The sequence below is a fragment of the Microbacterium sp. GW821-FHT01D02 genome (genome assembly GCF_059422585.1).
In genome coordinates this window covers 1278751-1290336 of the sequence record NZ_JBWKXB010000001.1, presented here as the reverse complement: position 1 = coordinate 1290336, position 11586 = coordinate 1278751, and the positions used below count along the sequence as shown (strand labels likewise).

General features: G+C 70.0%; 11 protein-coding genes. 5 read left to right on the top strand and 6 right to left on the bottom strand.

Features of this window, described 5'->3' with window-relative positions:
- Window positions 1–5 precede the first annotated feature (5 nt).
- A complete protein-coding gene (locus AC07VM_RS06330; RefSeq protein ID WP_494910404.1) occupies window positions 6–1076 on the bottom strand; it encodes a hypothetical protein in 1071 nt (356 codons plus the stop codon).
- Between the two features lie 117 nt (window positions 1077–1193).
- Between AC07VM_RS06330 and AC07VM_RS06325 the strand changes: the two genes are divergently transcribed.
- Entirely contained in the window at window positions 1194–2603 is a 1410-nt protein-coding gene (locus AC07VM_RS06325; RefSeq protein ID WP_494910403.1) for an ATP-dependent DNA helicase, read from the top strand.
- A gap of 17 nt (window positions 2604–2620) precedes the next feature.
- Here the strand turns inward: AC07VM_RS06325 and AC07VM_RS06320 are convergent, their stop codons facing one another.
- Both AC07VM_RS06320 and AC07VM_RS06315 read right to left on the bottom strand, forming a co-directional pair.
- The gene (locus AC07VM_RS06320) at window positions 2621–3268 is read right to left on the bottom strand and encodes a biliverdin-producing heme oxygenase (protein WP_267416337.1); all 648 of its coding nucleotides are present in this window, start codon (window positions 3266–3268) and stop codon (window positions 2621–2623) included.
- 81 nt (window positions 3269–3349) lie between these two features.
- Window positions 3350–3664: a DUF2470 domain-containing protein gene (locus tag AC07VM_RS06315; protein ID WP_267416336.1), complete on the bottom strand. Its 315-nt coding sequence runs from the start codon at window positions 3662–3664 to the stop codon at window positions 3350–3352.
- 96 nt (window positions 3665–3760) lie between these two features.
- On the opposite strand from AC07VM_RS06315, the gene AC07VM_RS06310 reads away from it, so the two are divergent.
- A complete protein-coding gene (locus AC07VM_RS06310; protein ID WP_494910402.1) occupies window positions 3761–5041 on the top strand; it encodes a serine hydrolase domain-containing protein in 1281 nt (426 codons plus the stop codon).
- A gap of 46 nt (window positions 5042–5087) precedes the next feature.
- Window positions 5088–6104, top strand: coding sequence for a magnesium/cobalt transporter CorA (gene corA / locus AC07VM_RS06305; protein WP_267416334.1), 1017 nt, complete (start codon window positions 5088–5090; stop codon window positions 6102–6104).
- A gap of 18 nt (window positions 6105–6122) precedes the next feature.
- Here the strand turns inward: corA and AC07VM_RS06300 are convergent, their stop codons facing one another.
- Both AC07VM_RS06300 and AC07VM_RS06295 read right to left on the bottom strand, forming a co-directional pair.
- Complete coding sequence (locus AC07VM_RS06300; RefSeq protein ID WP_267416333.1) at window positions 6123–6338, bottom strand: multidrug transporter; 216 nt, start codon at window positions 6336–6338, stop codon at window positions 6123–6125.
- On the bottom strand, window positions 6325–7707 hold the full coding sequence (locus AC07VM_RS06295) for an APC family permease (protein ID WP_494910752.1): 1383 nt from the start codon (window positions 7705–7707) through the stop codon (window positions 6325–6327). Before AC07VM_RS06295 ends, AC07VM_RS06300 begins: the two co-directional genes overlap by 14 nt.
- A gap of 115 nt (window positions 7708–7822) precedes the next feature.
- Here AC07VM_RS06295 and AC07VM_RS06290 point away from each other — a divergent pair, with 115 nt between their 5' ends.
- Together AC07VM_RS06290 and AC07VM_RS06285 are read left to right on the top strand one after the other, a co-directional pair.
- A complete protein-coding gene (locus tag AC07VM_RS06290; RefSeq protein WP_494910401.1) occupies window positions 7823–9436 on the top strand; it encodes an acyl-CoA dehydrogenase family protein in 1614 nt (537 codons plus the stop codon).
- 150 nt (window positions 9437–9586) lie between these two features.
- Window positions 9587–10237, top strand: coding sequence for an MIP/aquaporin family protein (locus AC07VM_RS06285; protein ID WP_267416330.1), 651 nt, complete (start codon window positions 9587–9589; stop codon window positions 10235–10237).
- A gap of 115 nt (window positions 10238–10352) precedes the next feature.
- Here AC07VM_RS06285 and AC07VM_RS06280 read toward each other — a convergent pair whose 3' ends face one another.
- On the bottom strand, window positions 10353–11549 hold the full coding sequence (locus AC07VM_RS06280; protein ID WP_494910400.1) for an MFS transporter: 1197 nt from the start codon (window positions 11547–11549) through the stop codon (window positions 10353–10355).
- Window positions 11550–11586: the final 37 nt, after the last annotated feature.

Here is an 11586-nt window from a genome sequence, read left to right as displayed (position 1 = left end):
GACGCTCAGTCGACCGGGACCTCGCCGGGGGAGCCGATCCTGATGGAGGCCTTGCCGTCGGGCAGGATCACGATCGTGCCGTTGACCTGGAACGGCACGTCCTCCGACAACTCCGTGACGGAGCCGTCGAACAGCGAGACGATCTCGACGTCGACGTGGGCGACCGCGTTCGTCGGCGGGATCTGCCACTGACCGCCGTCGGGCGTCACCGTGACCTGGGGCTGGGTGGCGATGGACCACTTCGGCGTCGACGAGATCCGGTTCGTGACGCGCAGTCCGAACGGGCAGGCGGTCGGCTGGAGCACCTCCTGCGTCGTGCACGTGGTCAGGAACTCCTCGACCTGCTGCTGCACGACGTCGACGAACTCGTCGGTCGGCGTGGTCTGCACGTCGAGCGGCGTGATCGCGAGCGGCGTGTCGGCGAGGACGCCGTGGCCGGCCGCGGTCGCGATCGGGGTGTCCACCGAGACCGAGTACAGTCCGGGCGTGAACACGAGCAGCGGCAGCGGATCGAGCGATTCGGCCGCCGGGCCGTCGGCGGAGACCTGCCGACGATCGACCTCGAAGTTGTTGACCGCGAACTGGTCCGCACCACGAACGGTGAGCTCCACGACCGCCAGCGGGCTCTTCGTGAACCGCCAGTTCGGCGTCACACCCGCCCAGCCGTCCTGCTCGATCACGAACGTGCTGGTCCCGGGGTGACCGCTCGCCTCGTAGCTGACGGTGACGGCGGTGCCACCCTCCACGGGCTTCTCGGACTCCACCTCCACATCGGTCAGCGGGGCGAGCGCGGCGTGGCGCAACATCGCCTCGGAGGCCGCGGGGTCGATCCCCGCCTTCTCGAGCGTCTCGCGGTCGACCGCGACGCCGGGCACCCGGAGGGCGTCTGCGGCGCGGCCGGAGGAGAGCAGGTCGAGGTAGCGCACCACGAACGCGGAGGGGCCGTAGAACTGCTGGTAGAGCGTGGCACCACCGGCACCGAGGGCCGCGATGAGCACCAGCCCCACGACGGCGAGCATCGACAGGTCGAGGGCCAGGCGCGCACGCCTGGAGGTACTCGTCCTGACCCGCTCCATGGCGTCAGTCTAGAAGGCGGGTCCTGAGGGGACGCCGAGCGTCGGCGGCCCGGACGGGATGCGGCGACGTAGCATGGGTGGGCGCCCCGTGTCCGTCCTCCCGCCCCTGTGAGCACCGTGTCCCTTCCCGCCCTCTCCGAGGAGCAGCAAGAGCTGTTCCGGCTGATCGAGGACACCGGCGAGCACGTCTTCATCACCGGACGAGCGGGCACCGGCAAGTCCACGTTGCTGCAGCATTTCGCCTGGAACACGAAGAAGCAGATCGCGATCTGCGCGCCGACCGGCGTCGCGGCGCTCAATGTCGAGGGACAGACGATCCACTCGCTGTTCCGGCTGCCGATCGGCCTGATCGGCGATGCCGACATCGATCAGAACGATGCCACCCGGCGCATCCTCAACGCCATCGAGACGCTCGTCATCGACGAGATCTCGATGGTCAACGCCGATCTGATGGATGCGATAGACCGCTCGCTGCGCCAGGCGCGCGGCCGCCGCGGTGAGCCGTTCGGAGGCGTGCAGGTCGTGATGTTCGGCGACCCGTACCAGCTCGCCCCGGTGCCGCCGCGGGGCGATGAGGCGCGCTACGTGCAGGACCATTACCGGTCGTTCTGGTTCTTCGATGCGAAGGTCTGGGCGGGCACGCTGACGGGCACGGGGGCCCACGGCGTCGGCTCGTCCGACCAGGCGGGGCTGTTCGAGGTCGACACGCGCGCCGAGCTGCACGTGCGCGAGCTGGTGCAGATCCACAGGCAGTCCGACGACGGCTTCAAATCGATGCTCAACGCCGTGCGCTACGGGCGGGTGACGGCCGAGATCGCCGGTGTCCTGAACACCCAGGGCGCGCGCACCCCGCCGGAGCCGGAGCCGGGCGAGGTGCCGATGATCACCCTCGCCACCCGGAACGACATCGTGAACAAGATCAACAGCCAGCACCTGAACGCGCTGCCGGGCAAGGAGCAGACCGCCCGCGCCGAGGTGAGCGGCGACTTCGGACGCGGGGAGGCGTCTCTGCCCGCGGAGTCCGAGCTGAAGCTGAAGGTCGGGGCGCAGGTGATGTTCCTGCGCAACGACACCGCCATGTCCGGTGAGCCGCCGCGCTGGGTGAACGGCACCATCGGCACCGTGACCCGCATCCTCGGCGGTGCCGTGCGCGTCGACATCGACGGCGAGGAGGTCGACGTCGAGCCGGCGGTGTGGGAACGGTTCCGCTACGCCTACGACCAGAGCACGAAGAAGCTGTCTCGCGACGTGGTCGCCGAGTTCACGCAGTTCCCCCTGCGCCTGGCCTGGGCCGTCACGATCCACAAGTCGCAGGGCAAGACCTACGAGCGCGCGATCATCGACCTCGGCTCCGGAGCGTTCGCGCCGGGGCAGACCTATGTGGCGCTGAGCCGGCTGACCTCGCTCGAGGGGCTGTACCTGTCGCGGGCGCTGCGTCCCCGCGACATCCGGGTGGATGAGGACGTGCGCCGCTTCATGCGCGAGGCCTGGCTCGCCGCGTCGACCCCGGAGCTGCCGAAGAGCTGAGCGCTGTGCTCCCTCGCTCAGGCGGCGGCGCGCGCCCGGTCGAGGTCTTCGAACAGTTCGGTGTTGAAGCGGTAGGCCAGCAGCACCTCGTCGATCACGCGCTCGCGCTCGGCCTCGTCCCACGGAGCGGCGTCGAGCTGCTCGCGGTACACGTCCTTGAAGGCGGCCGGATCGGCGATGTCGTCGAACAGGTAGAAGCCGATGCCGTTGGTCTCGAAGCCGAAGCGACGGGCCATCACGCGGCCGATGAAGATGCCGCCGGACAGGTCGCCGAGGTAGCGGGTGTAGTGGTGCGCGACGAAGCCGCCGGCCCACGTGGCCCCGACCTGACGGATGCGGTCGACGTAGCGCTGCGTGGTGGGGAGCGCGACGATCTGCTCGCGCCAGTCGGCACCGAGCAGGAACTCGAGGTCGGCCTCGAGGGCAGGCAGGCGCGTGAGCTTGTCGCTGATGAACACCGCGGCCACGGGGTCCTGGCGCATGCGCTCGCCGGCGCTCTCGAGCGCCTCGTAGATGAAGTAGTGCTGGGCGACGAGCGAGATGTAGTCCTCGCGGGAGCCCTCGCCCTTCAGGAGGTCGGACATGAAGCCGGCGGTCTCGCTGCGGGAGTGCGATCCGGACGAGCGCTCGCGCAGGGCGGCGGAGAAGGAGAGGATCTCGGGCATGACTTCAGTGTAAGGCTCGCCTTACCTCATGCGAAAGTCGAAAGATCCGGCCCGCCGCTCTCCGCGGTCATCCGGGCTCGTTCAGGCGTGCGGGCGGGGCTCGACGCCGAGTCGTGCGCACGCCGCGTCGTACAGGGCGACGACCTCGCGACGGACAGCGGGACGATCCGAGATCGGACCGCCGGGCCACGGGACGTGCAGCTCGGAGGACTGCCCCGCCACGGTGATCTCCCACACGCCGCCGTCGCCGTCGAACCCCGTCATCACGGAGTCCGAGATCTCGGAACCGGCGGGCTCGGCGAAGGCGCGGGCGATCAGGAGGTTGTCATCGGTGTGGTCGCCGTTCATGTGGCGGAGGACCGCGGCGATCACGTCGGCGTCGAAGATATGGGGCACGATGACACCCTACGCGGGCCGCGCGGAGCCCGGCACGGTGCCGACTTTCAGGATCCGCGTTCTAGACTCGGGAGACACATCCTCGGGGGTACCTTCATGCAGCTTCTCTCGTCGCGCCGCTGGCGCGCCGCTGCGGCCAGTGCGGCCGTGCTCGCTCTCGTCCTCACCGGATGCTCCTCCGAAGACTCCTTCACGTACACTCCACCGGCCCAGGTCGACGGTGCGCTGCCCGACGACATGGTCGCGACCATGCAGTCCGCGGTCGACAACGCGCTCGCCGCGTCCGGTGCGTCCGGAGCGATCGTCGGGGTCTGGGCGCCGTGGAGCGGGAGCTGGGTGACCGCGGTCGGCACGCAGGATCGCGACGGCGGGGGCGAGCTGACCACCGACATGTCGTTCCGCATCGCCGACGTGACCCGGCTGATGACGTGCGACGTGCTCTACGCGCTCGCCGACGAGGGCACGGTCAAGCTCGACGCCCTCGTCCCGAAGTACGTCTCCGGTGTCGGCAACACCATGAAGGAGATCACCCTCCTCGACCTGTGCAACGGCACGAGCGGCGCCGGATCCTCCGAGTCGACCGTCAAGTCGGCCTGGATGAACACGCCGGAGCGCGTCTGGGCTCCGCTGGAGCTGGCCGGCTACGGGCTCTCGCGGCCCGGTGTCGCGCCGCACACCACCTACCGCGACTCCGACGCGGGGTATCTCATCCTCGGCCTCGCCCTGGAGCGCGCCTCCGGCCTGACGGCGTCCGAGCTCATCGCGAAGTACGTCACGGACCCGCTCGATCTGGCCGACACGTCGCTTCCCGACGCGGCGCCCGCGGCACCCGGTGCCGATCCGATGAAGGGGCACTACCTGCCGGCCGTCGAGGGCGGATTCACCTGCGCCGCCCCGGTCGACATCAGCAAGATCTCCTCCACCACCGGCTACACGGACTCCGGCGTCGTGTCGACCATCAACGACCTCGGCCGCTACATCCAGGCGGAGGCGCAGCAGGCGCTGCGCACCAAGGAGAAGCCCGACCGCTTCGGCGCTCCGCTCCCGGTCAGCGAGAAGAGCCCCTCCTGGTACCAGGCGACCGGCGGCGCGTATCTCCTCGGATCGATGATCGGCCAGCACGGCTGGGTTCCCGGCTATGCCACCTCGGCGTACTCGGATCCGGCGACGGGCTTCACGGTGGCCGTCGTGCTGAACGACTCCACCATGGGGTCCCGGTTCGCCCAGCAGCTCTCCTGGGAGCTGGCGGCGATCGCGTCGAAGGCGCCCGCCGCGTCCGGCCAGACCGCGCCGGAGTTCGGGCTTCCGTTCACGGCGGAGCAGTACCACAAGGCGATCACGGACTCCGCGATCGCCTGCGTCCCGCCGGCGGGGTGATCAGCGGCTGACCGGAGAGACGCCGGTCGGCGGAAAGGCGGCGACGATGGCGATCATCGACAACGCGATCTACGTGGACGGCGTCCGCACCGAGAATCCGCAGAGCCTGAGCGAGACCTTCGAGCGCATGCGGGAGCGCGGCGGGATGAGCTGGATCGGCCTCTACAGGCCCAGCGAGGAGGAGATCCGCGAGGTCGCCGACGAGTTCGGCATCCACGCGCTCGTCGTCGAGGACGCCCTCTCCGGTCATCAGCGCTCCAAGCTCGAGCGCTACGGCGACGTGCTGTTCATGGTGCTGCGCCCGGCCCGCTACCTCGACGATGTCGAGGAAGTCGAGTTCGGCGAGGTGCACGTGCTCGTCGGCCCCGACTTCGTGGTGACGATCCGGCACGCCGAGTCGCCAGACCTCGGACGCGTGCGACGCCGCCTGGAGGGTGACCCCGGCCTGCTCGCGCACGGCCCCGAAGCGGTGCTCTACGCCATCCTCGACGAGGTCGTCGACGAGTACGCGCCGGTCCTCGCCGGCCTCGAGAACGACATCGACGAGATCGAGAGCCAGCTGTTCGAGGAGGACACCGACGCCACCCAGCGCATCTACGATCTGGGCAGGGAGGTCATCGACTTCCAGCGGGCGACGCAGCCCCTGTCCGGGATGCTGGAGGCACTGCTGCGCGGATCGGACAAGTACCGGGTGAGCGAGGAGCTGCAGCGGTACCTGCGCGACGTGCTCGATCACACGCTGCGGGTCAGCGACCGCGCCACGACCTTCCGCACGGTGCTCGACAACGCCCTCACGGTCGAGTCGACGATCGTGGCCCGTCGCCAGAACGAGGAGATGCGGCGGATGACGGAGCTCAGCATCCGCCAGAACGACGAGGTCAAGAAGATCTCCGGGTGGGCGGCCATCCTGTTCGCCCCCACGCTCGTCGGAACGATCTACGGCATGAACTTCGACCACATGCCCGAGCTGCACTGGCTGCTCGGCTATCCGATGGCGGTCGGCATGATGGTCGCGCTGGGCTTCGCCCTGTACGCGGCGTTCAAGCGCAAGGGCTGGTTGTAGCCGGACTCAGTCCTCGACTCAGTCCTCGGGATCGGCCTCGGGCATGCCGGGACCGGGTCCCGGTCGCACCGGCGCCTCCGGGGCGATGTCGATGCGCGTGTTGCCCTCGTGCTCGGTGACCTCGATGCGGGGCGCGGCGTCGGCCTCGGTCGCATCCGGTGCGGAGGTCAACTGATCGTGACGCTTCTCGGCGCTCGTCATCTCCTCGTCGGGCGTGTGCTCAGGCGTGCTCATGGGACTCCTTCTGGTTGTCGACGGGGTCGCCGTCGGGGTGGGTGTTCCGCTTCTCGGCGTGCTTCCTGCCCCAGCGCGCCAGCACGTACAGCACGCCGCCGACGGCGATCAGGATCGCGCCGAAGAGCCAGACGACCGGCCGCTGCTGGGTGAGCAGCAGGATGCAGGAGGCGACGCCGAGCACCGGGACGAAGGTCCACACGCGGAAGTGGTCGTTGTCGACGTGGTCGCGGCGCAGCACCAGGACCGAGACGTTCACGCTGAGGAAGGCGACGAGCAGCAGCAGGACGACCGTCTCGGCGAGCGTGGCCAGGTCGCCGACGAGCGTCAGACCCATCGCGACGAGCGTGGTGGTGAGGATCGCCACCCACGGGGTCTTCCGCTTCGGGAGCACGCGACCGAGGCCCGCGGGCAGCAGCCCCTGCTCGGCCATGCCGTAGGTGAGGCGGCTGACCATGATCATCGTCAGCAGGGCGCCGTTCGCGACGGCGACGAGCGCGATGAGGCTGAACAGCCAGGAGGGGATGCTGACCCCGGTCGCCTCGACGACGGCGAGCAGAGGGCCGCTCGACTCCTGCAGCTCGGAGGGAGGCAGGGCGATCGAGCTCGCGAGTCCGACCAGGACGTAGACCGCTCCGGCGGTGGCGAGGGCGCCGAACAGTGCGCGCGGGTAGGTGCGACGCGGGTCCTTCACCTCCTCGATCATGTTCGCGGAGGTCTCGAAGCCGACGAACGAGTAGTACGCGACGACCGCGCCGGAGAGCACGGCCACGGCGACGCTCGTCCCCTCCGGCGCCTCGGCCACCCGGGAGAGGTCTCCGCCTCCGCCGCCGACGAAGATCGCCACCACCGCGACGACGATGACCAGTCCGCTGAGCTCGATCGCCGTCATCACCAGGTTCGCACCCATCGACTCGCGGATGCCGCGGGCGTTCAGCAGGGCGACGACCGCGAGGAAGACGATCGCGACCGGGATGGTCGGCAGGTCGATGAACGTGCTCAGGTAGTCGCCCGCGAAGGCGATGGCGAGCCCGGCGGCGCTCGTCACTCCGGCCGCGAGCATGCTGAACCCGACGAGGAACGAGACGAGGGGACTGTGGAACGCCCGCTCCGCGAAGACGGCGGCGCCTCCGGCGCGCGGGTACTTCGTCACGAGCTCCGCATAGGAGCCGGCGGTGAGCAGCGCGAGCAGCAGGGCCAGCAGGAGGGGCGCCCACAGCATCCCGCCGACCTTCGCCGACAGCACCCCCATCAGGGCGTAGATGCCGGCGCCCAGGACATCGCCGAGGATGAAGGCGAACAGGAGGGGCCCGGTGATCGCTCTGCGCAGCCGGGTCGGATCATCGGCGCGCGGCGCGGTCTCTGTCATCACTCCTGCACGCTACGGGCGCGCGGGAGAACCGGCCACGGGGTTGACATCCTCGCCCCGCACCCGGGTCGCCCATTGCCCCCGCGGTGGCATCCGTGATTTGATCCGGAGCATCGTGAGCACGCACACCGTCTTCAATCAGGCCCCGCCGCGCGTCGACGTCGACGAGTTCGGGGCGAACGTCGCGCTGGTCGAAGCGGTGCAGCAGCAGGGTGCCGGCTGGGCGGCCGAGAGCCTGCACGGGATCGGCCGTCGCGTCGGATCCGCCGACTTCCAGGACGATGCCCGGCGGGCGAACCGGCACGAGCCCGTCCTGCACACGCACGATCGCTGGGGCGAGCGCTGGGACGAGGTCGAGTACGACCCGGCATACCACCGGGTGATCGGCGCGGCGGTCGCCGACGGGGCGCACACCGCTGCGTTCGCCGACCCGCGTCCCGGTGCGAGCGCGGCCCGGGCGGCCACCTTCATGCTCTACGCGCAGATCGAGCCGGGGCATGCCTGTCCGGTGTCGATGACGCACGCCGCCGTGCCCGTGATCGCGCAGCATCCGCAGCTCGCGGCGGAGTGGATGCCGCGACTGCTGTCGCGCGACTACGACCCCGCGCTGCGCCCGGGCAAGCCCGGCGCGCTGTTCGGCATGGCGATGACCGAGAAGCAGGGTGGCTCCGACGTGCGGGCGAACACCACGTCGGCGGTCGCGCTCGGCGGCGGGCGGTATGCGCTGACGGGCCACAAGTGGTTCTGCTCGGCACCGATGTCGGACGCGTTCCTGGTGCTCGCGCAGGCGCCGGGAGGGCTGTCCTGCTTCCTGATGCCGCGGCTGCGGGAGGACGGCACGCGCAACGGGCTCCGGTTCCAGCGCCTGAAGGACAAGCTGGGCAACCGCTCGAACGCCTCCAGCGAGGTGGAGTACGAGCAGGCCGAGGCGACGCTCATCGGGGAGGAGGGGCGCGGGGTGCGCACGATCATCGACATGGTGACGCGCACGCGGCTCGACTCGATGCTCGGCTCTCTCGCCGGGATGCGGCAGGGGGTCGCCGAGGCCGCCTGGCACGTGCGGCACCGCGCCGCGTTCGGGCACACGCTGATCGACCAGCCCGCGATGACCGCGGTGATCGCCGACCTGCAGCTCGAGGTCGAAGCCGGCACCGCGGTGGCGATGCGGCTGGCGCGCGCCTACGACGACGACGCCTCGACGCAGGAGGTGGCCTTCCGTCGGCTCGCGACCGCGGTGATGAAGTACTGGGTGTGCAAGCGCGCTCCCGCTCACGCCGCCGAGGCGCTGGAGTGCCTGGGCGGCAACGGCATCACCACGGACTGGCCGCTGGAGATGCGCTACCGCGAGCAGCCCGTCATGGCGGTCTGGGAGGGATCGGGCAACGTGATCGCGCTCGACGTGCTGCGCGCGATCGCCCGGGAGCCCGAGTCCCTGGCGGCGTTCGATGCCGAGGTGTCGACCGTGCGGGGAGCGGATGCGCGCTTCGACGTGCACCTGATGCACACCCGGACGCTGATCGCGGAGCTCGAAGATGATCCGATGCCCGAGCTCGCGGCGCGACGGCTCGTCGAGGCTCTCGCACTCGCGCTGTCGGCGTCGCAGTTGCTGCGGACCGCACCGGCCGAAGTCGCCGAGGGGTTCATCGCCGCCCGCCTCGGAGGAGTGCCCGGCTTGTTCGGAGCGCTGCCGAGGGGCGTGGACATCGCCGCGATCGCAGCGCGCGCCTAGGGTTCAGGGAATTCACAGAAATTCCGCGCGGCTCCCGATATTCCGGTGTACGCACCGATAGCGTCAGTGCCGCAAGGCGGGTGCGTCGGCCGGGGTGCGCGGGCGGACGGGTGGCCGCCTCATCGAATCCCCAACGAAAAGAGCACTCTCATGACCGGTACCGCACGTAAGGCGCTCGCAGAAGCGATCGCCACCTTCCTCTTCGTCCTCGCGATCATCGCAGCGGTCAACAGCGGCAGCCCGCTGACGCCGCTCGCGATCGGCTTCACCCTGATGGTGCTCGTGTACTCGACGGGTCACATCTCGGGCGCCCACCTGAACCCGGCCGTCTCGGTCGGTGTGTTCCTGCGCGGCGGCCTCAGCGTCGTCGACTTCGTCGCCTACCTCATCGCCCAGTTCGTCGGTGGCGCCGTGGCCGCGCTCGTCGCGCTCGCCGTCTGGCCCGCCGGTGAGAAGGCCATGGTCATCGAGGTCGGCCCCGCGTTCCTCGTCGAGGCGCTCTTCACGCTGATCCTCGTGTGGGTCGTGCTCAACACCGCCACGTCGAAGGACACCGCGGGCAACTCGTTCTACGGCCTCGCGATCGGTGCCACCGTGTTCATCGGTGCGGCGACCGTCGGCTCCATCTCGGGCGGCGGATTCAACCCGGCCGTCGCGCTCGGCCTGTCGGTCAGCGGCCACTTCGCGTGGAGCTCGCTGTGGCTCTACATCGTCGCGCCGGTCGTCGGTGCCGTGATCGCCGCGATCCTGTTCCGTCTGCTCAACACGGACGACGCCAAGAAGATCGCGGCGGCGGAGTAACCCTCCCCGCACGCACGAAGCGCCGCATCCTCCTCGGAGGGTGCGGCGCTTCTGCATCTGCCGGTGCGGTCAGCCGACGGGAACCCGTGCGGTCAGCCGACGGGAACCCGTGCGGTCAGCCGACGGGAACCGCGGTGGTCGGCGTCGACTCCGGCTGCTGCGCTCCCGCGGCCCGGGCGCGGGCCGCCGCGATGACCATCACGACGAGGGCGACGGCCGTGAGGATCGCGCCCATCCAGATCGGGGAGGTGTAGCCGAGGCCCGCCGAGATGCCGACACCGCCGGCCCAGGCGCCGAGGGCGTTGCCGACGTTGAAGGCGCCGATGTTCGCACCGGAGGCGAGCGTGGGCGCTCCGCCGGCGTACTGCATGACACGGCTCTGCAGGCCGGGTACCGTGCCGAAGCCGAAGCCGCCCATGAGGAACAGGGCGATGATCGTGGCGATGCCGGACTGGGCCGACACCGCGAACACGGCGAGGACGACGACCAGTGCGCTGATGAAGATGACCAGCGTGCGGTCGATGGCGCGGTCGGCCAGGCGTCCGCCCAGCCAGTTGCCGAGCACGAGGCCGGCGCCGAACAGCACGAGAAGCCACGGCACGGCCGAGGTCGCGAAGCCGCTGACCTCGGTGAGCGTGTACGCGATGTAGGTGAAGGCGCCGAACATGCCGCCGAACGCGAGGATCGTGACGACGAGCGAGAACCACACCTGACCGGAGCGGAAGGCGGCCAGCTCCGTGCGGAGGCTGACCTGCGCGGTCGGGCGGGGGAGACGCGGGACGAGTGCCGCGATGCCGACGAAGGCCAGCACGCCGATGCCGGAGATGGCCCAGAAGGTCGAGCGCCAGCCCAGCTCCTGGCCGAGGAAGGTGCCGAACGGGACCCCGAAGACGTTCGCGGCCGTGAGACCCGTGAACATGATCGCGATGGCGCCGGCCTTCTTCTCGGGGGCGACGAGGCCCGCCGCGACGACCGATCCGATGCCGAAGAACGCGCCGTGGCAGAGGGCGGCGATGATGCGGCCCAGCATCGCGACGCCGTAGTCGTCGGCGAGGGCGGTGAGGACGTTGCCGATGATGAACAGCACGATCAGGCCCAGCAGGACGGGCTTCTTGGGCAGCCGGGTGGCGGCGGCGGTGAGGACGAGGGCGCCGACGACGACCGCGAGCGCATAGCCGGAGATGAGCCAGCCGGCGGCCGACTCGGTGACGCCGAAGTCGCGGGCGACCTCGGGGAGCAGGCCCATGATGACGAACTCGGTGAGTCCGATGCCGAACGCCCCGATGGCGAGGGCGATCAGTCCTAGAGGCATGACGATTCTCCTGGTACATTGAAGGGGATACTTGCAG